Consider the following 22,172-nt stretch of genomic DNA (forward strand, 5'->3'; position numbering starts at 1 on the left):
TTTTGCTGTTAGTCGAAGCCGAGCATCGGATCGCGCCGGTCTTTGATAGCCGCGGAAATTGGAACGATAGTGCGTCGGATGCGGTGAGCAGGCGAACAAGCATTGCGGATCCGTGTCGGCGAGGGGTGCGGTGAGCGATTGTTGACGATCTGGGCAGCATAGTCGACCGTCTCTTCATGGCCGAACCCGGAAGCCCCAATCGTCACTTCCCGGCTCGACACCAGGCGCTTCATACGGCCAGATCGCTTACCGTGTCGGCGGGATATGAAGCAGCGTGGGCTGCGTGAGTACCTCTGGCTTGAGGATCTCGTCGAGTTGTTGCCTGGACAACAGCCCCCGCTCGAGCACGATGTCGTAGACTCGCCCGCCCGAGGCATGTGCCGCCATCGCGACGGATGTCGCGTTGGCGTAGCCGATGTACGGATTGAGCGCCGTCACGATGCCGATCGAATTCTCGACCGACGCGCGCAAGCGAGCCTCGTTGGCTGTGATTCCTTTGACACACCGCTCGGCGAGTGTCAGGCAGCCGTTGCGCAGGTGGGTCACACTCTTGAACAGGCTGTGCGCGATAATCGGCTCGAAAGCATTCAACTGGAGCTGACCGGCCTCGGCCGCGAAACTCACGGTGACATCGTTGCCGATGACCTCGAATGCAATCTGGTTCACTACCTCAGGAATAACCGGGTTGACCTTTCCCGGCATGATGCTCGAGCCAGCCTGCATGAGCGGGAGGTTGATCTCCCCAAGACCCGCGCGTGGACCGCTGGAGAGCAGACGCAAGTCGTTGCAGGTTTTCGAGAGCTTCACTGCCACGCGCTTGAGCACGCCGGACAACTGAACGAAAGCGCCACAATCCTGCGTCGCTTCTACGAGGTTAGGTGCCGTGACAAGTGGAATACCCGTAATTTCCTTCAGATGCTTCAGGATGAGCGGTGCATAGTCGGGGTGCGCGGTAATGCCCGTTCCGATCGCCGTCGCGCCCATGTTGATTTCGCAGATCAGCAGCGCCGCCTCTCGAAGCCGTTCCTCGTCCTCTCCGAGCATCACGGCGTAGGTGCTGAACTCCTGACCGAGCGTCATCGGCACCGCATCCTGCAATTGCGTACGCCCCATTTTCAGAACGTCCTTGAACTCCAGCGCCTTTGCTTCAAAAGCGTGTCGCAAAACCTCCATTGCCTCGATGAGACCCATGATGCCGAACCAGGTCGCGACTTTCAGGGCCGATGGGTACACATCGTTGGTGCTCTGGCCGATGTTGACCTGCTCGTTCGGATGCAGATATTGGTATTCGCCCTTCTTCTTCCCTAACAGTTCGAGCGCGCGGTTGGCGATGACCTCGTTGGCGTTCATGTTGGTCGAGGTCCCGGCGCCGCCCTGAATCACGTCAACCACAAACTGATCATGCAGCTTGCCTCCCAGCAATTCAGCGCAGGCACCGACGATCGCGTCACAACGCGCCTTGTCGAGCAGACCCAACTCATGATTCGCCTGTGCGGCGGCCTGTTTGATGCAAGCCAGTGCCTTGATCAACTCCGGGTATACGGAGATCGGTGAACCGGTAATTGGAAAATTTTCCAGCGCACGTAGCGTGTGAACTCCATAGTAGACGTCAGCGGGAACTTCACGATCGCCAAGCAGATCATGTTCGGTTCTAAAGAAAGTTTCGGCAGCCATGGACATGCTCCTCAAGCGGAAATGGAGTTGATTGGGATCGAAGACACCCTTGCACCTAAAGGAGGAAAAAATATGACGCGATCGTAATGCCAATTTGTCATGATGCGCGTCAATCCACGCACAGGGCATGGCGATTTCCGTGAAATCGCCATGCCAACCCCTCCTTCACGGTTTGCGCTGCCTGATCAGCGTCGGACCTTCGCTGATCAGAGCTCTCCGGCCCACAGTCAAAAGGTGCCAGAGAAGGCCTGCTGGACCTTGCCGGGACTAGTCGTACCGTTCGCGATGAGCAACTGGGTGAGCAACCGTGCCTTTTGCGGATTCAGATCGAGCGAGACGACGAAGCCGCGCTTGTCGTCTTCGACCTCCACGTTTCTGTTGACGAATCCAGACATCACACGCGTCGAGCGGACAACCACAATACCCTTTTTCGCCGCCCGGTCGAGGGCAGCCAGCGCCTCCCTGGACGCATCGCCATCGCCCTCGCCCGCCAGTACGATACCCTTCGCTCCGTCGGCAATAGCGTGGTCAATCTGGGCTCCGTCCATGTTGCTGTGGGCATAGACGATTTCCACACGCGGCAGGTGACCGCTCGCCGGCAAACTAAGGGGATCGCGTGTCGAGGCAAGCGCAGGCGCGACAAAACGAATGCTCGCCGGGTCGACATAGCCAATTACACCCGCGTTCGGCGAAGCAAAAGTCTGCACGGAAGTCGTGTTGGTCTTGGTAATCCAGCGTGGCGCGTGAATCTGGTCATTCATGACCACCATCACACCTCTACCTCGGGATTTCGGACTCGCTGCCACTTCCACCGCTTCGTAAAGATTGTTGGGCCCATCCGCACTCGTCGATCCGCCCGGCCGCATTGACCCTACAAGTACCACCGGCTTGTCCGGGCGCACAACGTTTTGCAGGAAGAATGCCGTTTCTTCCATCGTATCCGTGCCGTGGGTGATCACGATCCCATCTGCTTCGTTTCGATCGAAGGCCTCCTGGATTCGGTGCGCAAGCCGGAACCAGATCTCGTCGTTCATATCCTGCGACCCGACATTGGATATCTGCTCAGAGGTTATGCTCGCGAGTTTTTCAATGCCCGGAACCGCCCGAACCAGTTCCTGGCCTTTTACGTTTCCCGAGTTGTAGCCAATGGCTGAACGCGGGTCAGTTGTGCCGGCAATCGTGCCACCGGTTGCCAGGACAAGAATCCGGGGCGATCCGGCTGTCGGACTCGCCGCCTCGATGGCTGTCGCGTTATCAGACGTCGTGTCTGCGGCCCAAACGCTCGTGCCATATAAGGAACTGGCGCATACGAGAAGCACAGCGGTTAGCGTTGTGCCAGACCTGCGCAGACAGGCGGCCTGTTGAAGGGTAGTCTTGATGTTCATATCCAGTTTCCTATAAGGATTTAACAGCGCAAAGAAGGACGTGGCATGTCAACGTCACCAGGCAGTACTACTTTCTACAGGCGTCCACGTCGTGCTCGATACGTTCGGCGGGTGTCAGCATCGATCCACAGGTGTCCAATGACTGCGGAACTTCGTTACCCCGCGCTCGCTGGTATGCCGCGTTAGTCAGCGACTTTGACCGGGTTAGTCTGCTGATCGGGTAAGGGGCCGTTCCGCTGCCGCCGTCGCCAGGGCCACGCATTGCTGTGCAAGGACATCGGTTGGATCGACCAGGCTGACGCGTGCGCCGGTCGTGCCTACGAAACTCGCCTGCGGCAGTAAAAGCGGCAACTCGGTACATCCCAGTATGATGACTTCGACGCCTTCTTCAATGAGTCCGTCAATGGCAGCGGCGATATCGTCCAGGCATCGCCCGGTGGTGAATCCCGCTTTCACCCCTTCCTTGCCGTAGATCGCTTCCATCACGCGGGCCTGCAATTCCGCTTCAGGCACGATTTGCCGCAACCCCTCTGATTCGAGGGCTTTCTCGTAGACGCCGCTTGCGATCGTGCCCGAGGTTGCCAGCACGCCAACGGAGCGCAGCAGCGGAAACGTCTCCCTGAGATGGCGAACCGTAACTGTCAGCATATTGACGATCGGTATGCCCAGATACGGTTGAATGCGTTCAACAAATGCGTGAGCGGTGTTACACGGAATAGCGATGAGGTCCGCGTCGCCCGACTCGAGCTTCTTACAGGTCGCGTAAAGCGAAATAGTTGGGTCGGGCCCGTCACCTATCAGGTTTTCTGTGCGGTCGGGAATCTGGGGGTTCTGTTCAATCAGAAGCCTGATATGGTCCTGGTCCCGATTCGCCGGCGTGTTGCGCACGATCTTCTGCATGAAATCCACCGTAGCCGCGGGCCCAACTCCACCGACTACACCCACTTTGAAAAAGGATTCGGGCAAACCGTAATCGCCCGCTATCACGTACTGCGCATACGCGAGATTCGAATCGATCAGTGGCACTCGAAAAGGGCCCATTTCCTCAGCCACGAGCGCAATCTCTGTCAGGCCCGGCACAATGATATTTGCACCTTGCGCGATGAGGTCCTCGCACGCCTCGCGCAGAAGCGCAACGGGCCGGCCAGACAGGTTTCCACTCTTGACGCCGTTCTCGCCGTAGACGGCTTCGGTGATGAGATCGATGCCGTCACGTGGGCGGGGATGAATAACTTCAAACTCCGGCGCCGCGAAATACTTTTCAAATAGCCCTTTTCGACTGGTGTAGTCCGAGGTCAGCACGCCGATTCGCCGGGCAGCCGGAAATTTCCTTCGAACATGGCTGCGGACGGCTTCGACCATATCGACAATCTGCAAGGGCGAGTTCGCCTTGAGCTCATCGATAAACGTGTGGCTGAGAAAGCAGGGGAGTACGACGGTCGTCACGCCTCGCTTCTCGAAGCCGCTGATCATGTCGAAAATGTACAGTTTTCGCTGAGTCGTCGCCTCACTGCCTATAGCCGCGCTTCGGAAGGGATGCTGCTCAAAAATGACGTCGACGTGCTCTGCATCGCTCGACGCGGGCGTCGATTTGACCAGCTTGAAAAAGACGTCCGCGCTCGCCAGCGGACCCAGACCGCCCACCACGCCGAACTTTTTCCCGCTCAGCACCCTTGCGCTGTTCATTTCGTCTCGCCTCGCAATTGGCCCAAGGCAACGCTGTCCTCTTCGTCGATCCGCTTGACGACCCGCCTCGTCTCCCACTTCGCAATAACAGCCGTCGCGATACTGTTACCAATCACGTTCGTGGCGGTTCGCCCCATATCGAGAATCTGATCAATGGCGAGGATAAGCACCACGCCAGACGGGGGGAGGTGAAACATCGGGGCAACCGCAGCGACCACCACCACGGAACCTCTTGCGACGCCGGCCATGCCCTTGCTGCTCAACATAAGGACCAGCAACATCATGATTTGAGCGCTGAGCGGCATGTCGATGCCGAATGCTTGCGCGATAAAAATCGCGGCAAACGCCTGGTACATCATCGATCCGTCGAGATTGAACGCGTAGCCGAGCGGCAACGTAAAGCCAACGACCTTCTTGTCGATACCGAACTCTTCCAGCTTCTCGGTCAGACGCGGATAGGCGGCCTCACTGCTCGCGGTCGAAAAGGCGAGCATCGCAGGCTCCCGGACAGCTTTTAGCAACATCCAGATCGATTTGCCCAGAAAGACATGACCGACGAGGATGAGGACAATCCACAGCAGCGCGAGACCGAGGTAGAAGCTGCCGACGAGCTTGCCATACGTGGTCAGCACATCCAGGCCGTGCACAGTAATCGCGGATGCAAGGGCGCCGAAAACACCAACGGGCGCGAGTCGCATCACATAGTCGGTCAGCTTCAGCATTGCGGGTACGAGCGCGTCTACGCAGGCGATCAGCGGTGCGACACGCGGGTCCTTTCTGATGGCACTCAGGACGACGCCAAACAGGACAGAAAAGACGAGGATTTGCAGGATGTCATTTCGAGCCATGGCATCGATGATGCTGGAAGGAAACGCATGCGTGACGAAGTCCTTGAAGTTCAGACCCGCGGTGTTGAGGCCGGTGGCAACATCGGAACTGGTCTGCGTCATATGCAAGCCGGCGCCGGGCTGCAGAGCATTCGCAAGGACGAGACCAAGCGCAAGCGAGAAAAGCGAGGCGCACACGAACCATCCCACCGACCTGAGCCCGATTCTGCGCACGTCGCTCGTCCCTTCCATTCCGGCGAGCCCGGACACCAGCGTGGCGAAGACTAGCGGCGCGATAATCATCTTCACAAGCCGCAAGAAGATATCGGTAATGATCGAGAAGTAGCCTGCGATTGCCTTCGCTTCTGCAGCATCGGCGACATTCCGATGGCACATGTAACCGACAATCACGCCGAGCGCCATGCCGACCAGAATATAGAAAGTAAGGCGGTTTTTCATTTCCATCAGTCCGAGAAAGGCGCACAAAGGTCTGACGTGACCACCGTACGCTAGCAGGAGGCAAAAACGCCGTTAGCGGGGCGGCGTTTCTGTGTATGGACGGATGATAGAGATGATCAAAAAAGACGCGATGCGGGTCTTGCATAGGGATATGCGAAACTCGCATAAGGCGGGATAACCCCTAATCGACGGACTGCGACGCGGCGCGAAGGTGGCGCCAAAGCGTGTCCAAAAACTCATTGCGATTTGAGGCATCCCGGTAGACGCGAAGTTCGACTTCAAGAGTCCATGCCTCCCGGCCCGCTGGAACCAGAACACCCGCGTCGAGCTCGGCGATGATCGAGCTTTTGGGAAGCCAGGCGACTCCTTCGCCTTCCAGCACCAGTTTCTTGAGAACCTCGGCCATGTCGGACTCGTAATGAGGCCGCAAAGCTGGCGTCGTGTCGACCCGACTCAAAAGGAGTGCGAGGCAGCGGCCGAAATAGCTGGTTTCTGTATACGAAATCAACGGCAATGGACGGGCCGCCGTTCCCGGCAACCGGAATATGGGCGCACCACGTGGGTTTGGCCGGCAGACAGGTATCAGTACATCGACGCCCACGGTGAGATGCTCGTACCTGATCGGATCGAGATGGAGGGGGAGTTCCGGGTGATGATATGCAAACATCAGTTCGCAGTTGCCGTTCACGAGCATCAGGATGGAGTCGTGGACATTGGTGGGTATCACCCGGGCACGTACCTCCCCGAAACGGCCAGTGAGCGCTTTCAGCCAGCCGGGCAGGAAACTTAGCGCGATCGTATGACCCGCTGCAATCTGCAAGCCTTTGCCCGCCATGCGTTGGTCAATACGAATGATGGCTCGCGTATCAAATAGCTTTCCCAGTATGTCTACCGCTGCCTCGCGAAACAGTTGTCCGGCAGGCGTCAGAGTTGGAGGGAAGCTGCTGCGATCAATGAGGTCCGCGCCAACCCACTGCTCAAGCGACTGAATGCGCCTGCTGAACCCCGACTGGGTGACATTCCGGAACTCCGCCGCCCGCGAGAAGCTCTGATACTGCGAGAGAGCGATGAAGTCCTCAATCCACTTGATTTCCATGTCGGATCCATATTACGTGCAGCGATGGAGCGTACCTCGAAGTGAGTGTGTGATTCTACGCTGGCGGATGTCTCGGACACGTCATGAAACGCGTCCGATTTCAATTCGATCCGCGCCGTCATGTATGTTCAGCGACAACGCCGAGCGCGTAAGCGCCCTGCATCCCGGTGACTTCTCGATCGAGCCTGCAAGCGTGGCGGAGGGCTGGCCATTGTCAGCCCGCGCGAGGATCCGCTTGCCGTGTTCCCCATCACCAGGCAACAGTTCTACAGTCACTTGAAGCATGCCTGACCTCCATACGAAAATCCGCTTTAGGGACGCATATATCATTCGTGGCAGTAGCAATCTCAGACGGAATCGACGTTCTTCATCACGTACCTATCTCGCCTGTTGGTGGAGATCACTACAATTTGTAGCAGTAGGCGAAAATTCCCAAGCTCGTTTTGCTTAATCGTGTGCGGACCGCTGCTGTCGTCAGGTGCGATTTAGCGTCCAGCTTTTTGCCTATGCGATGGAGCATGGAAAAACCGGGCGCAGCGGCGCCCGATTGCCATTACAGCGACGGCACAACCCCGTCTTTTTCTACCAGAACCACGTGCGCCTCAAAGACACCATGCTGAGCCGGGGTCACGACCACAATCACCTTCTTGCCCGATGTGAGGTCGGCTCGCGTCGCCTGAGCAAAGGTCACGACCGGCACGTTTTCCGGCACCGTCACGGTATTACTGCCTCCCTTATAGGAGAGTTTGAGCTCGCGACCGCTGGCAGCTGTAACAAGACTGTCCACGTTGGCATTCGTCATCGTGCTATTGGGGCCAAAATCATAGGCAAAATGTCCTTCCTGTGTGCCACGCGCTGCTTCCGGAAAAAGCAGAACTGAAGTAGCAGTCAGCTTTCCGTCCGGGCCCGCAATTGCTGGCGTCCCAACATACGATCCCACTTTGACGTCGGAGAGCTTGACCACCTTGAGGGCCGTTACCGCGACGTCAGGCTTGACTTCAATCGAAACGGTGCCACCGCTGCGGCGATGCACTTTCAGGACGTCGCCGCGAAGCGACACAATTTCGCCGCGGATACGTTCGGGCTTGACGTCGGACGTCTGCGCGAACGAGACGCAGGCCAATGTAAGGGTGGCGAGAAAAGCGCACAGTTTCTTGTGCATTGACATATGGATTCTCCAGATATGCTGGGTGTCTTGAAGACAGTCAATCTTGCTTAGGACCCACCGAACCAGTTGCCGGCGAGTGCGGCGTCGAACTGGACTTGCTAGACGACTCGCCGCGCGATTCGTCGCCTGGAGCGAATTAACCGATTTCGCTTCAAATCTGTCGGCGGGTTTCTGAACAACGGGCGCGCGCTGCTACTTTGCCTGCCGCGCTGCCGAGATGATTGCGGCAGCGACCTCTTGAGGTTTCGACAGCATCGGTACGTGACTCGCCTCCACATTGACGACCGTAGCGCCGATCTGTTTCGCCATCTTCATCTGGAATGCGGGACCGACTATATGGTCTTTCGTCGTGAGGACATACCAGGACGGCTTGTCATGCCATGCTGCGTGACCGATATTTTCGGTGAGACAGCCTGAAAACCACGGCTCTTGTGTCGCAGCGAGCAGACGCGCTTGCGCCCGCGAAACATCGGGCGCGAAATCTTCCGCGATCGCCTTATCGGACAGCGTCAGGAAACCCGCAGCGTCCTTATGAATTTCGGCTGCCCATGACGGTGCCGGCAGGTCTTTTTGAATGTCGTTAGCCGATTGTCCGTTGTCCGGAGCGAATGCTGCGACATACACGAGCGCCTTGACCTTGTCGTCGTTGCCCGCCTGCGTGATGACAGAGCCCGCCCACGAATGGCCGACCAGCACCACTGGACCATTTTGCCGCCCGATCGCGCGGGTTGTGGCCGAAACGTCATCGCCGAGGGACGTCAGGGGGTTTTGCACAGCCGTCACATGCAGGCCCTTTGCTTCGAGGAGAGGAATCACCTTGTCCCAGCTCGATCCGTCCGAGAAGGCGCCATGTACCAGAACGACGTTCTTGCCTGCGAGGTCCGGGTCGGACGCGGCCTGCGCAGTAGCGGTGGATAACAGACAACCGGCGACGGCCAGCGACAACGACCATTTCTTTATCAGCGTGTTCAAAGCAGTACCTCGTTAAAAAAGGCAGGAATGGAAGCGGCGATATCGCACACACGCGTCGTCAGTTTCCGCGAGGGCTAGATCTGCGCCGTCGATACGGTAAGGAGTCCAATTAATAATGTTGAAAGAGCGAACCTTGTGCTCGATCCGTATTGCGAGAAGCGCTTCAAATAGTGGAGCAGCAGGTCGCGAAGGGCAACGTGATTCGCTATAACCACTGCGCAAAACAGTTCATACACCACGTAACGAATGTCGGCGGAGTAAGCCGTGGCGCTACGCTTTAGTAGCTCGGGATAATTCAGCTACCGACCCGAAACGGAAGCCGCCCCCACCAGCGCCACTGCCCGTTCGCGCGCCGCCTGTCTCGCCGCGTGATCGACTTCGGGGCCAAAGAGCGTTTTCTCCACGACAATCGATTCGACGTCGGTGACGCCGACAAATCGCAGCCACGCTTCCATATAGGGCCGCTGAAAATCGAACGAATGGGCGGGCGTGCCCGACTGCACTGAATAGTCGAGGCCTCTCGCATAAATCACCACTGCTTTCTTGTCTTCCAGCAAGCCCCGGGACCCACGCTCATCGAATGAGAAGAGGATGTTTCGCTGCGACACGACGTCGATGAAATGCTTGAGCTTGTACGGAATGGAAAAATTCCACAGCGGCACGGAGAGCAGCAACGTATCCGCGTCGTGCAACCGCTGCGCGAGGTGCCGGATGCCCGCCCACGCCTGCTGCTGGGCAACGCTTAGCGGCGTGCCGCTCAGGTCCGCGTATTTGGCATCGAGCGCGTCGCCGTCGAATTCCGGCAACTCGATCGCCCACAGGTCGAGCACGTCGATCGGATGATCCGGATGAGCGTCTCGCCAGGCCTCCAGATAGGCACGTGCAACGTCGAGCGACGCAGACCGCGTTTTGCGTGGCGACGATTCGATATGCAATAAGGTCGGCATGGGACTACTCCAGGTAGGTTGACTGCCGCCATCAGAACATATTTCAATTCAAAATATAAACGAAGTATCATCGCCCTATTCAGTTGCATTCGCACTGTATTGGCAAGGACTATCCCATGTTCGATACCGTTCTGCTCCGCTCTTTCGTGGCCGTCGTCCAGGAAGGAGGCTTCACACACGCCGCCGCCCGTCTCAATCTGACGCAGTCCGCGGTTAGTGCGCATCTGCGGCGTCTGGAGAAGCAGACCGGCCGCGACCTCCTCGCGCGCACCACGCGCTCGGTCACGCTCACGGCGGACGGCGAACTGCTGCTGGGTTACGCGCGCGCCATCCTCGCGCTCAATCATGATGCGCAGGCGCAGCTGTTTCGCGGACCCAGCGAGGGCGCGATCCGTCTCGGCCTCTCAGAAGACCTCGCCAACGTCAGGCTGATGAATGTCATGCAGGCATTCGCGGTACGCTACCCACGCATCGCGTTCAGTATCAGGGTCGGCATACCGGCCCAACTGCTGCAGGCGATGGACCAGGGCGAATTCGACGTGGTGATCGGCGGACGCTGCCAGGATGCCCGCCCAGGACGCGTGCTGTGGAGCGAGCCGCTCGTGTGGGCCGGCGCGACGTGGGCCTCGCCTGCGCCTGGCGTGCCGGTGCCGCTAGCGCTGCTTCCAGAACCTTGCCCGTATCGCGAGGCCGCGCTGGCCGCGCTCGCTCGCGCCGGCCGCGATTACCGGGTCGTGCTGGTATGCCCCAGCGGCGCAGGCCTGTGTGCCGCCGCGCAGGCCGGCTTTGCGGTGACGCCGATCGTGCATACACAGCTCGCGCACGGCTTGCATGCGGTCGCGCCGGATGTCGGCCTGCCTGCGTTGCCCGATGTCGAGTTCACGATGTTCACAGCGCCGGGCGCATCGGCAGGCGTCGCCGACGAACTGGGCAACGCGATCGTGCTGGCATTCGCGCATAAAGGATGACGCCGGGTGAGCGCAAGGCGGGCTGCCAAAGATAAGGAATCAAGACCTCGCTCGACCCACGCTGGCCCATGAATTATCGAGCCGCGATCCGATTTGTTCCGCTCGCGCAAAATTGTTTGTCCATGGTGGGTGTTTGCCCGGAGCATCAATACGCCTAGATTGGGTACCTGGCGGAGCTGCCGGCCCGGTCGGCAAGAGAGCCGAATCCAATATTCGAGGTTTTCCATGGGCACGTCCCAAAAGGTCGTAGTCTTTACGGGTGCGTGAGGCGCCGTTCGTGACAGGCGAAATCCTGCACGTCGACGGCGGCCAGAGCGCCGGGCACTAAAGCATCACCGGGGCGCCGCTGGTTGCGCCCGTTATCTGATACATCGATAAGGAGCTGACAATGTCGATCGAAAACGTTCTCTACCGCGCTCATGCCGAGGCTACCGGAGGCCGGGAAGGCCGCGCCGTGGCGCCGGAAGGCGGACTGGACCTGAAGCTGACGAGGCCGAAGGGATTGGGTGGCAAGGGCGAGAAAGGCACCAACCCCGAAGAGCTTTTTGCTGCCGGTTACAGCGCGTGCTTTATCGGTGCAATGCAATTCGTTGCCGCGCGCGACAAAATCGCTATCCCGGCTGATGTGTCGGTCAACGGAACCGTGGGCATCGGCGCCATTCCCAATGGCTTCGGCGTCGAAGTCGAGTTGAAGATATCGCTGCCGGGCATGGGACGCGAAGCGGCTCAGGACCTCATCAACAAGGCCCATGTTGTGTGCCCTTATTCGAACGCAACGCGGAACAACATAGACGTGACACTTACGCTCGTCTAAGCTGAAATCCTGTTCGATCAGCTGCTGGTCGCCGTTGTGATTGGCGAGTCGCAGGACCGTTCCATTCACGCGTCGATCTCGCCGCACCGTTACGTGCGCTGTGTGCGTACAACGTTTCGGCCGGCAGGAACCTGCGGCCGCAAATTTGAACGGCCACTGTCGCCCGTATCGTGATGGTCACGCGGACAACACCCACTGAAGGCAAAGCATTCCGCTTGCTGGACATTACGGCCGCTTGTACGCAGTGATCGTCCCGCACGCACGCACATCGTTTCATAACAGGCCGCTTCCCATGACTATTACTCTGCACACCTGGAACACGCCCAACGGCCGCAAGATCAGCGTCGCGCTCGAAGAAATGGAATTGCCGTATACCGTCAAGACGGTGGACATCACGAAGGGCGAGCAACACAAGCCGGATTTCCTGCGCATTAGCCCGAACAACCGGATCCCGGCGATCGTCGATTCCGATGGACCCGGCGCTCAACCGATCAATGTCTTCGAATCGGGCGCGATCCTGCTTTATCTTGGCGAAAAGACAGGCAAGTTCTTTCCCGCAAGCTTGCGCGAGCGCGTGCCGGTACTTGAATGGCTGATGTGGCAAATGGGCGGCTTCGGTCCAATGCCTGGCCAGGTGCATCACTTTCGGATGATTGAGTCGGAGGCCGACCGGCGTTACGGACTCAAGCGCTACTCGGAGGAAACGCGCCGACTCTATGGCGTGCTGGACCGGCGGCTCGCCGAGGTTGAATTCGTCGCCGATAGTATCTCCGTGGCGGATTTCGCGATTCTCGGCTGGGCGTGGCGACACGAGCGCCATCAGGTCTCGCTTGACGACTTCCCGAACGTCAAACGTTGGTACGAGGCCTTGTTCGCGCGTCCCGGCGTGCAGCGCGGTTTTGCAATCAAGCTGGACGAAGCGGGGTAAAAAAGACGACCGCAAGCGGCCTCAATTCGCGCTATGCGCGTGCGAAGACCCCAGCAGTCGATTCGTGCGACCTCTACAGTCAACCGCGCGCCATAAGAGGTACGGCTCGCCGCCGGGAAACGCGACACGAACCGCCTGTCACGTGCGAAAACCGTAACAGGCGTCCCCGTTGCATTCCATCACTTCCGTTCGATCACCACTTCAAGATATTCGCTCGGCAGCACCAGCGTCTCATCACCCGAACGGTTTCGGCTCGCGATCAGCGTCATCAGGTCCTGATTGAACGCAGCCTGCTTCTCTGCGTCGAGCGCGGCAAATGCCTTGTTCATCGGACCGTACCAGGTCCGGAACACGTCGATCCAGTGCCCCGGCGAGCGATAGCGGAACACGAACGCGCGATCGGTCGTATGGATCTTCAGCGCCGTCGTGCCGAACAGTTCGCCCAGCCGCGCCGACGTGCCCCATAGTGCCGGTGACTTGACGCCCGGTGCAGGCGGAATGTACTTGCCGATCGTCTTGAACACCTGCCCGATGAAACTCTCGGGCGTCCAGTTCGCGAGGCCGATCTTCCCCCCGGGTTTGCAGACGCGCGCGAGTTCGCTCGCGGCTTTGGCCTGATCCGGCGTGAACATCACACCGAACGTCGACATCACCACATCGAACGATGCATCAGCGAACGGCAGGTTTTCCGCGTCCGCTTCCTGAAAGTGGATGGCGTGACCTTCGGCCAGCGCGCGCGCCTTGCCTGATTCGAGCAGGGACGGCACATAGTCGGTCGACGTAACGTCGCACCAGCGACGCGCCGCCGCCAGCGATGCATTGCCGTTGCCGGCCGCGACATCGAGCACGCGCGCACCGGAACGCAGGTCGAGCGCCTCGCACAGCTTTTCGCCGACGATCTGCAACGTCGTGCCGACAACCGCATAGTTACCCGTCGACCACGCGATCTGCTGACGGGTTTTGACCGCGGCAAGATCGATCGCGGGCGAAGGGGTAGAAGCCGGGGGTGGTGATACTTCTGAGGGCATAGTTGAACTCCAGTTAAGGCACACACAACGCACACACAACGCACACACAGGCCAACATGCGAAAGAACGAAACGCAGGACCGCGTTATTCCACGACGACAACGCCCGAGCCGCCCATTTCTTTCGGGAGGTCCTTCATCTTGGGCAAGCTGTCCTTCATCGGCAGCCTGGTTTCCTGGTAGTGAACGTGAACGCCGGCGGCGTATGGGAAGTCGGGAATGGATGCAGCGTAGACGTCGGTGAGTCCCATGCCGGGATGCTCGGTGAAAATGTGTCCGCCGCATGTTCTGCACCACTTGCGAAAGCTGTGCGGTGTTTTGTTGTAAGTGCCGATATTGTCGGCGCCGCGCGTGACGTGCACTGCTTCCGGTTTCCATAGCGTGAACGCGTTCACCGGGCCTGCTGACCAGCTTCGGCACGACTCACAGTGGCAATAACCCATTCCCTCGGGTTCACCGCTGACCGTGAATTGCACAGCGCCGCAAAAACAGCTGCCTGCGTAGGATGTTCCGTTGCTCATATAGCGTCTCCTTGGTGATATGTACACGCCCCGCCGGATTAAGGTCACGACCGCTGCTTTCGTCGCGTGGCGCGTTGTTGTGCGCCAGGGTGGATGCTAGTATCGGCGCGTTGGTCGCATCGATAAACGATCAGGCGTCCAGATTTCTTGAGCGGAACGCCGGAATTGACGAATTGCCGGACACTTTCATGGATGCCGTTTCTGACGTGCTTCGTGTTGTGCGCCTGAGCGGCGCGGTTTTTCTCAACGCGGAATTCTCTGCGCCGTGGAGCCTGATAGGATGCACGGATACGGCGCTTCGCTCGTCGTATCTGCCCGTCTCCGAGCGCATCGTTTCATATCATCTGATCACAGAGGGAAGCTGCTGGGCGCAGCTGCCGGACGCGCCCGAGTCGGCCATTCATCTCAACGCGGGCGAACTGCTCGTCGTGCCACAAGGCGAAACACACGTGATGGGCAGCGCGCTCGATCTCGATCCGGTGCCCGCCGCCACGCTGCTGACGGGTCAGCTGGATGCGTTCCCCGGCCAGGTGATGAAGCTGTCTCACGGCGGCGGCGGAGCGCGCACGCAGGTGGTCTGCGGCTTTCTCGCCTGCGACGACGTGCTGAGCAATCCGTTGCTGTCGTCGCTGCCGCGCATCTTCAAGATCGATATGCGCGGCGATCCGCACTGTGCGTGGCTTGAATCGTCAGTCAAATTCGCCGCGACCGAAGCGTCCGAGTTACGCGCTGGCAGCACGATCATCCTCGCGCGGCTCTCGGAACTGCTCTTTGTCGAAGCCGTGCGGCGCTGCATCGACGCGCTGCCTGAAAACCAGAAAGGCTGGCTTGCGGGGGTGCGCGATCGCTTCGTCGGGCGCGCGCTTTCGATGCTGCATGCGCAGCCCGCGTACGCATGGACCGTTGAGAAACTCGCGCGCAAGGTCGGTCTGTCGCGCTCGGCGCTGGCGCAACGATTCAGCGATCTGATGGGCCAGCCGCCGATGCAGTATCTCGCGCGCTGGCGTCTGCAGATCGCAGCGCAACAAATGCTGGCTGGCGGCACATCGCTGGCCGTGGTCGCGGAGCAGATCGGCTACGATTCGGAGGCAGCGTTCAACCGCGCATTCAGGCGCGAATTTGGCGTGCCGCCTGCGACCTGGCGAAAAAGCCATAAGGATCGGACTGTCGCGAACGTGGCAGAAGACGCTGCGTGAAATCCCCGCAGCGACCCACGCGCCATACGCCATTTCGAGCCCGGTGATAACATCGAACGCCTGCGTCTCCCGCGATGCAGCAACCTGCGTACGATGCACACGAGGACCCGATGCCGCCGACAGGTGACATGTCACAACACACAAAGACCGTAAGACCGCTGGTGATCGCAGCGGTGATGGCATCGATGGCGATGGTCGCGATCGAGGCCACCATTGTCTCAACCGTGATGCCGCAGATCGTCACCGAACTCGGCGGACTGCATCTATATAGCTGGGTCTTCTCATCGTTCCTGCTCGCGCAAACGGCGATGACCGTCGTGTTCGGCAAGCTCGCCGACCTGTACGGACGCAAGCCCGTCATGCTGATCGGCATTGCCATTTTTCTGCTGGGCTCGGTGCTCGCCGGCTTCGCCTGGTCGATGCCCGCAATGATCGCCTTCCGCCTGATTCAGGGTATCGGCGCCGGGGCCATGCAGCCGGTCGCGCTGACGATCGTCGGCGACCTTTATCCGGCACGCGAGCGCGGCAAAATCCAGGGTTATCTCGCGAGTGTCTGGGCCATTTCGGCGGTGGTCGGCCCCATGCTCGGCGGTCTGATCATTCACGATCTGTCGTGGGCGTGGATTTTCTGGATCAACGTGCCGATCGGCATCATTTCGGCAATCGGCTTTATCCGCTATCTGCACGAACACGAACGGCACGGACAGCCTTCGATCGATATCGCGGGCGCCGCGCTGTTCACGGTCGCCATCGCGGCGCTCATGATGGCGCTGACCGATTTCGGCACGTCGGACTATGAACGCGCTGCGCTGGAACTGGCCGTGTTTGTCGTGAGCGGGATGCTCTTCGTCGCACAGGAGCGACGCGCCGCCGATCCGATGATTTCGTTTGCACTGTGGAGCCATCGGCCGATCGCCGCGTGCAACGCGGCCACCGTGCTGTCGGGCATGGCGTTGATGGGACTGACCACGTTTCTGCCGATGTACGTGCAGGGCGTGCTGCACCGCTCGCCGGTGATCGCCGGGCTCGCGTTGACAATGATGATGGTCGGCTGGCCGACCGGCGCCACCCTCGCCGCGCGCACGTTTCACCGGATCGGACTGCGCCGGACGCTCATCGCCGGCAGCGTGTTTCTGCCGCTTGGCGCCGTGTTCTTTGCGACGCTGACGCCCGACAGCACGCCGGTCTTCGCAGGCCTCGGTTCGCTGGTCATGGGCTTCGGGATGGGCGTCGTCAGCGTGAGCTGTCTGATGCTGATTCAGGAAATTGTGAAGCCATCGGAGCGCGGCAGCGCGACTGCGTCGAATCTCTTCTCGCGCAATCTGGGCAGCACGCTGGGCGCCGCGATGTTCGGCGCAGTGCTCAACTACGGGCTGAGCCACACGAAGGGCATGGCCGCGGTTACGTCCGACCAGTTGCGTCAACTGCTCGACTCAGCCGCCGACAACCTGCACGACAACGCCGTGCGACTGGCGCTGCACCAGTCGCTGCATCTCACGTTTGCGTCGATTCTCGTGATTTCGCTGGGCGTGGTGCTTTCGGTGATGATCGTGCCCGCGATCAAACTCAGGGCGGTCGGTGAAGCATCGACAGGCTGAAGCCGTTCCCGTTCCCGCCCGTCAGGAGGGCGGAAACGGTTGCTTCAGCAACGCGATCACGACGCCGCGCGCAGCGGCAATCGCCGCTGCCTCACTCTCGAAGATCGCGTTTTCCATGACCTGCTGCAGCGGCAGCACATCGACCGGCGCGTCGGCGGTGTCGTCCGTTGTGCTGATCGCAGCGAACGCAGCCCAGCCGCCGTTGTGAATGAACTGCCTCGCCGATAGCTCGAACTGATATCGTCCAAGCGTCTCTACTCGCATCGAATTTCTCCTGACAGAGCCGGCGGATGAAATGCCGGCACTTTATGCGCCCGCCGGCGCCTGCGCTTCCAGCTCAGCAAGACGTTTGCGCAGGTTGCGCTCTTCCTGAAAGCGACTGGTTTCGTCGCGAATGACCGCGACGATGCCGGTCAACGCCTTTTCCGGCGAATACAGCAGCGCGACCGTAAACGCGATCGACAGCGCGCGGCCGTCCTTATGAATGGCCGGCACGCGCAGCACATCGTTGCCATAGCGCGTCTGTCCGGTGGACATGGTCTTGTGATAACCGTCCCAATGACGTCCACGCAGACGCTCGGGAATGATGACGTCAAGCGACTTGCCCAACGCTTCCTTTTCGGTGAAGCCGAACATGCGTTCAGCTGCGGGGTTCCACAGCGTGATGTTGCCGTCCGCGCCCGAGATAACGACCGCGTCGCCGATCGCCGTGACCAGTTGCTGATAATCGATGGCTGTTTGCATGGTTCGAGCGAATCTCCAGAAATAGCTGCCGTTTGTGATCCGGCTATTCATGTTGAAGTGAAAACAGCGCCCGCTCGGGGCGCTGTTTCAACGACGCTCCACGACCTGATAACCGGAGACGTCAGATGCGACCCACCCGCGCGATCAGACCACTTTCGATTCGCGCAGATTGTCGATCTGGTTGCGGTTGTAGCCGAGGCTTGCCAGCACTTCTTCCGTATGTTCGCCCAGCAGCGGCGACGCGGTGATTTCCGGCTTCAGGTCCGAGAACTTGATCGGGCTGCCCACTGTCAGGTAAGTGCCACGCTCCTTGTGCTCGACTTCGGCAATCGTGCCGCTCGCGCGCAGTGACGGATCGTTGGCGAGTTCCTTCATCGACAGAACCGGCGAGCACGGAATATCGAACTTGCGCAGGATGTCGACGGCTTCGTACTTGGTCTTGTCGGCGAGCCACTCCTCGATTGTCTTGAAGATCTCGAAGATGTGCGGCTGACGCGCTTCGGCCGTTTTGTAGGCCGGATCCTCGATCCATTCCGGCTTGCCGAGTGCACGGCAGATCGGCTCCCACGCGTGACCTTGCACCGTGAAATAGATGTACGCGTTCGGATCCGTTTCCCAGCCCTTGCACTTCAGCACCCAGCCCGGTTGACCGCCGCCGCCTGCGTTGCCACCGCGCGGCACGACGTCGCTGAACTCGCCATGCGGATACTGCGGATATTCCTCAAGATAGCCGACGCGATCGAGGCGCTGCTGGTCGCGCAGCTTCACGCGGCACAGGTTCAGCACGCTGTCCTGCATCGACACCGCGACCTTCTGCCCCTTGCCGGTCTTGTCGCGGCCGATCAACGCGGTCAGGATGCCGATCGCGAGATGCATGCCGGTGTTGCTGTCGCCAAGCGCAGCCGCACTGACCGTGGGCGGACCATCCCAGAAGCCGGTGGTCGACGCCGCGCCGCCCGCACATTGCGCGACGTTTTCGTAGACCTTCAGGTCATCGTAGTGGTGGCCGTCGCTGAAACCCTTCACCGAAGCGACGATCATCTTCGGGTTCAGTTCGTTCAGGCGTTCCCACGAAAAGCCCATCCGGTCGAGTGCGCCCGGGCCGAAGTTTTCGACGAGCACGTCCGATTCGCGGATCAGCTTCTCGAGCACTTCCTTGCCTTCCGGCTTCTTGGTGTCGAGCGTCAGCGAACGCTTGTTGCTGTTCAGCATCGTGAAGTAGAGCGCGTCGACGCCCGGAATGTCGCGCAACTGGCTACGCGTGACGTCGCCGGACCCGGGACGTTCGACCTTGATCACGTCGGCGCCGAACCATGCCAGCATCTGCGTGCATGCAGGACCGGCCTGCACGTGAGTAAAGTCAATGATCTTGATGCCATCGAGGGGTTTGCTCACTTTGGTATCTCCGTAAATTAGCCAGTTATTTCTTCATTGCCGCGCTTTGCGGATTCAGATTCGTCAGACGGCCGCTTTCGGTGCCAGCGGCCTCGTCGATCACTGCGTTGATGAGCGTCGGCTTGCCCGATGCGATCGCTCCGAGCAGCGCCTTCGTCAGCTCCTCGGGCGTCGTCGCGTTGTGGCCGATGCCACCGAATGCTTCGATCATCTTGTCGTAGCGCGCACCCTTCACGAACACGGTCGGCGCAACGTCCTTGCCGCCAGTCGGGTTCACATCCGTGCCGCGATAGACGCCGTTGTTGTTGAACACAATCGTGCAGACCGGCAGGTCATAGCGGCAGATGGTTTCGAGTTCCATGCCGCTAAAGCCGAATGCGCTGTCACCTTCGATCGCGACGACCTGCTTGCCGCTCGTCACCGCCGCGCCGATCGCGAAGCCCATGCCGATGCCCATGATTCCCCACGTGCCCGAGTCGAAGCGCTTGCGCGGTTCATACATGTCGATGATGCTGCGGGCGTAGTCGAGCGTATTGGCGCCTTCGTTGACGACGTTGATGTCGGGACGCGTCTTCAGTACGTCGCGGATCGCGCGCAGTGCGCTGTGAAAATTCATCGGCGACGGATTCTTGGCGAGCGTCGCGGCCATCTTCGCGAGGTTCGTGCTCTTGCGCTCGGTGATCGCGCCCGTCCATTCGATGCCGGGCTTCGTGAAGCTCGAATCGATGCCGGCTACGAGCGCCGACACGCACGACCCGATATCGCCGATGACGGGCGCGGCGATCGCCACGTTGCTGTCGATTTCCGTCGGCGAGATGTCGATCTGGACGAACTGCTTTGGCGCGCCCCAGGTCTTGCCCTTGCCGTGCGACAGCAGCCAGTTCAGACGCGCACCGATCAGCACGACGACGTCCGCTTCGGCCAGCACGAACGAGCGCGCCGCCGATGCCGACTGCTCATGCGTATCCGGCAGCAGGCCCTTCGCCATCGACATCGGCAGATACGGAATGCCGGTCTTCTCGACGAAGGCGCGGATTTCCGCGTCGGCCTGCGCGTAGGCCGCGCCCTTGCCGAGCAGGATCAGCGGACGCTTCGCGCCCTTCAGCAGATCGAGCGCGCGCTTGACCGATTCAGGCGCGGGCAGTTGACGCGGCGCCGCGTCGATGACGCGCACCAGCGACTTCTTCGCTTTCACGGCGTCCATCGTCTGGGCCAGCAGCTTCGCCGGCAAGTCGAGATACACGCCGCCGGGGCGGCCGGACACCGCTGCGCGAATCGCACGGGCGACGCCGATGCCGATGTCTTCAGCGTGCAGCACGCGATACGCTGCTTTCGCGTAGGGCTTCGCTGCATTCAGCTGATCCATCTCTTCGTAATCGCCCTGCTGCAAATCGACGATCTCGCGCTCGCTGGAGCCGCTGATGAGGATCATCGGGAAGCAGTTCGTGGTGGCGTTCGCGAGCGCCGTGAGGCCGTTGAGGAAGCCGGGGGCGGACACCGTCAGGCAGATGCCCGGCTTCTTCGTCATATAGCCGGCGATAGCCGCCGCGTTGCCCGCGTGCTGCTCATGGCGAAAGCCGATGAAGCGCATGCCCTCGGCTTGCGCAAGGCGAGCGAGGTCGGTGATAGGAATGCCGACCAGACCGAAGATCGTGTCGATGTCGTTTGCCTTCAGGGCATCGATGACGAGGTGAAAGCCGTCAGTCGTTTGCTGCGCAACTTCTGCAGGGGCGGTCTGCGATTCAATGGTCCCAACTACTTCTGCCATGACGTCTCCTCCTTGGCGGGGCGTGTGTGTTGTTTCGTGATATACAATATTCCAAACACAATATTAGTCAAGCGGGTTTTGCCCGATGGTTGTCTGTGCTGCTCTGCAGCGTGGCTGAGGCGGGTGGTTTTGCTCACTTTCCGCGAATGCGCTGCGGCGGTGCGTCAATGTTGCGTGACGGATGAAGCACGATCGGCAAGCGACGCCAGGTGATTTTTGGCTGATGAGCGTCCACGTGTGCTCCTACCAGGCAAATGGCCATTTCCAGCCTTCCATGCTGCCGTTTACGCTTCGACGAGATCCATCTACACATGAGAAACGGCCCATCGAAACATTCTTTATTTTGAATATCACATACGAGAACATGACTTTTCCAGTCGAATGAGAGAGGCGCTGGGTACGCGATACATAAGTTAAAGCTTATGTTTATAGAAATAATCTTTAACTATCATCTATCGTTCTGGCGCCCTACGCTGTGTCTACGTAATCGACCACCGGAGAGACAACATGGGCGACGCACACATCCACGGACACCACACGGAACGCGAACAGGCAATCCGGACCCAGCTCTGCGCATTCAACACGGCGTTCGCCGAACTTGGACTGCGCTTCCGCTGGGACGCACAGACGCTTGAATCGCTCACTTCGATCGAAGGCGAACAGGCGCGCATCGTCGCGTACATCGAGACGCACCATCCGCATCTGCTGAACGCGTACAGCGCGGCGTTTCTGAGCGAAGCGATTCTCGCGAAGAAGACCGCACTCTCGCCGGACGTCCTGCCGGCGCGCACGGAGGCCAGCGTCAACGCGCATGCCACACAACCGGCTTCGCAGAGCTTTTCGTTCGCAGCGTACTGGTCTGGTGAACCCGATCTGCCCGCTCTTGCTGGCGCCTGAGGCAACCGGAATCAACCTGAATCAACTTTAGCCAGCCGCGCGGTCACGCGCAGCAAACGCGCTCGCTATACATGTAGAACTCACCCCGACGCATTCGCGTCGG

General features: G+C 59.8%; 22 protein-coding genes and 1 pseudogene. 7 read left to right on the forward strand and 16 right to left on the reverse strand.

All coding sequences use genetic code 11. The annotated features are described in order from the left end of the window. Positions 1-8: 8 nt before the first annotated feature. The 10 genes from P3T21_RS12030 to P3T21_RS12075 all read right to left on the reverse strand — a co-directional run bounded on the left by P3T21_RS12030 (position 9) and on the right by P3T21_RS12075 (position 10,214). Positions 9-233: a hypothetical protein gene (locus P3T21_RS12030; RefSeq protein ID WP_429256149.1), complete on the reverse strand. Its 225-nt coding sequence runs from the start codon at positions 231-233 to the stop codon at positions 9-11. A 13-nt stretch (positions 234-246) separates the two neighbouring features. Next, a complete protein-coding gene (gene aspA, locus P3T21_RS12035; protein WP_429256319.1) occupies positions 247-1,674 on the reverse strand; it encodes an aspartate ammonia-lyase in 1,428 nt (475 codons plus the stop codon). 227 nt (positions 1,675-1,901) lie between these two features. After that, positions 1,902-3,059 (reverse strand): asparaginase, encoded by a 1,158-nt coding sequence (locus tag P3T21_RS12040; RefSeq protein ID WP_429256150.1) that lies wholly within the window; start codon positions 3,057-3,059, stop codon positions 1,902-1,904. 204 nt (positions 3,060-3,263) lie between these two features. Further along, positions 3,264-4,745 carry an aspartate/glutamate racemase family protein gene (locus P3T21_RS12045; protein ID WP_429256151.1) on the reverse strand — a complete coding sequence of 494 codons (1,482 nt, stop codon included), beginning with the start codon at positions 4,743-4,745 and terminating at the stop codon, positions 3,264-3,266. After that, positions 4,742-6,031 (reverse strand): dicarboxylate/amino acid:cation symporter, encoded by a 1,290-nt coding sequence (locus P3T21_RS12050; protein ID WP_429256152.1) that lies wholly within the window; start codon positions 6,029-6,031, stop codon positions 4,742-4,744. The genes P3T21_RS12045 and P3T21_RS12050 overlap by 4 nt, the downstream gene beginning before the upstream one ends. Before the next feature lie 181 nt (positions 6,032-6,212). Beyond that, positions 6,213-7,127, reverse strand: a complete 915-nt coding sequence (locus P3T21_RS12055) for a LysR substrate-binding domain-containing protein (protein ID WP_429256153.1) — start codon at positions 7,125-7,127, stop codon at positions 6,213-6,215. Between the two features lie 81 nt (positions 7,128-7,208). After that, positions 7,209-7,412 carry a hypothetical protein gene (locus tag P3T21_RS12060; RefSeq protein WP_429256154.1) on the reverse strand — a complete coding sequence of 68 codons (204 nt, stop codon included), beginning with the start codon at positions 7,410-7,412 and terminating at the stop codon, positions 7,209-7,211. Between the two features lie 268 nt (positions 7,413-7,680). Further along, on the reverse strand, positions 7,681-8,295 hold the full coding sequence (locus P3T21_RS12065) for a hypothetical protein (protein ID WP_429256155.1): 615 nt from the start codon (positions 8,293-8,295) through the stop codon (positions 7,681-7,683). A gap of 192 nt (positions 8,296-8,487) precedes the next feature. After that, positions 8,488-9,267, reverse strand: coding sequence for an alpha/beta fold hydrolase (locus tag P3T21_RS12070; RefSeq protein ID WP_429256156.1), 780 nt, complete (start codon positions 9,265-9,267; stop codon positions 8,488-8,490). Between the two features lie 299 nt (positions 9,268-9,566). Next, complete coding sequence (locus P3T21_RS12075) at positions 9,567-10,214, reverse strand: FMN-dependent NADH-azoreductase (protein ID WP_429256157.1); 648 nt, start codon at positions 10,212-10,214, stop codon at positions 9,567-9,569. 116 nt (positions 10,215-10,330) lie between these two features. On the opposite strand from P3T21_RS12075, the gene P3T21_RS12080 reads away from it, so the two are divergent. The 4 genes and pseudogenes from P3T21_RS12080 (at position 10,331) to P3T21_RS12095 (ending at position 12,924) form a co-directional block, all read left to right on the forward strand. Next, a complete protein-coding gene (locus tag P3T21_RS12080) occupies positions 10,331-11,182 on the forward strand; it encodes a LysR substrate-binding domain-containing protein (RefSeq protein ID WP_429256158.1) in 852 nt (283 codons plus the stop codon). Positions 11,183-11,435: 253 nt separating this feature from the next. Continuing rightward, positions 11,436-11,510 (forward strand): annotated as a pseudogene (locus P3T21_RS12085) (3-oxoacyl-ACP reductase); the annotation flags it as partial. A 60-nt stretch (positions 11,511-11,570) separates the two neighbouring features. Then, on the forward strand, positions 11,571-11,996 hold the full coding sequence (locus tag P3T21_RS12090; RefSeq protein WP_429256159.1) for an organic hydroperoxide resistance protein: 426 nt from the start codon (positions 11,571-11,573) through the stop codon (positions 11,994-11,996). 292 nt (positions 11,997-12,288) lie between these two features. Continuing rightward, on the forward strand, positions 12,289-12,924 hold the full coding sequence (locus P3T21_RS12095; RefSeq protein ID WP_429256160.1) for a glutathione S-transferase family protein: 636 nt from the start codon (positions 12,289-12,291) through the stop codon (positions 12,922-12,924). Between the two features lie 179 nt (positions 12,925-13,103). Here P3T21_RS12095 and P3T21_RS12100 read toward each other — a convergent pair whose 3' ends face one another. Next, the gene (locus tag P3T21_RS12100; protein ID WP_429256161.1) at positions 13,104-13,952 is read right to left on the reverse strand and encodes a class I SAM-dependent methyltransferase; all 849 of its coding nucleotides are present in this window, start codon (positions 13,950-13,952) and stop codon (positions 13,104-13,106) included. A gap of 84 nt (positions 13,953-14,036) precedes the next feature. Beyond that, a complete protein-coding gene (locus tag P3T21_RS12105) occupies positions 14,037-14,471 on the reverse strand; it encodes a GFA family protein (RefSeq protein WP_429256162.1) in 435 nt (144 codons plus the stop codon). 188 nt (positions 14,472-14,659) lie between these two features. Between P3T21_RS12105 and P3T21_RS12110 the strand changes: the two genes are divergently transcribed. Beyond that, positions 14,660-15,667 carry an AraC family transcriptional regulator gene (locus tag P3T21_RS12110; RefSeq protein ID WP_429256163.1) on the forward strand — a complete coding sequence of 336 codons (1,008 nt, stop codon included), beginning with the start codon at positions 14,660-14,662 and terminating at the stop codon, positions 15,665-15,667. 128 nt (positions 15,668-15,795) lie between these two features. Then, positions 15,796-17,265: an MDR family MFS transporter gene (locus tag P3T21_RS12115; protein WP_429256164.1), complete on the forward strand. Its 1,470-nt coding sequence runs from the start codon at positions 15,796-15,798 to the stop codon at positions 17,263-17,265. A gap of 21 nt (positions 17,266-17,286) precedes the next feature. On the opposite strand, the gene P3T21_RS12120 is transcribed toward P3T21_RS12115, so the two are convergent. The 4 genes from P3T21_RS12120 to oxc all read right to left on the reverse strand — a co-directional run bounded on the left by P3T21_RS12120 (position 17,287) and on the right by oxc (position 21,172). Further along, a complete protein-coding gene (locus P3T21_RS12120) occupies positions 17,287-17,529 on the reverse strand; it encodes a hypothetical protein (RefSeq protein WP_429256165.1) in 243 nt (80 codons plus the stop codon). 42 nt (positions 17,530-17,571) lie between these two features. Beyond that, positions 17,572-18,009: a PAS domain-containing protein gene (locus tag P3T21_RS12125; RefSeq protein ID WP_429256166.1), complete on the reverse strand. Its 438-nt coding sequence runs from the start codon at positions 18,007-18,009 to the stop codon at positions 17,572-17,574. A gap of 144 nt (positions 18,010-18,153) precedes the next feature. After that, on the reverse strand, positions 18,154-19,404 hold the full coding sequence (frc, locus tag P3T21_RS12130) for a formyl-CoA transferase (protein ID WP_429256167.1): 1,251 nt from the start codon (positions 19,402-19,404) through the stop codon (positions 18,154-18,156). A gap of 25 nt (positions 19,405-19,429) precedes the next feature. Then, positions 19,430-21,172, reverse strand: a complete 1,743-nt coding sequence (gene oxc, locus P3T21_RS12135; protein ID WP_429256168.1) for an oxalyl-CoA decarboxylase — start codon at positions 21,170-21,172, stop codon at positions 19,430-19,432. Between the two features lie 507 nt (positions 21,173-21,679). On the opposite strand from oxc, the gene P3T21_RS12140 reads away from it, so the two are divergent. After that, positions 21,680-22,069 carry a hypothetical protein gene (locus P3T21_RS12140; RefSeq protein ID WP_429256169.1) on the forward strand — a complete coding sequence of 130 codons (390 nt, stop codon included), beginning with the start codon at positions 21,680-21,682 and terminating at the stop codon, positions 22,067-22,069. Positions 22,070-22,172 lie beyond the last annotated feature (103 nt).

Source organism: Paraburkholderia sp. GAS334 (genome assembly GCF_050436625.1).
Lineage (GTDB): Bacteria > Pseudomonadota > Gammaproteobacteria > Burkholderiales > Burkholderiaceae > Paraburkholderia.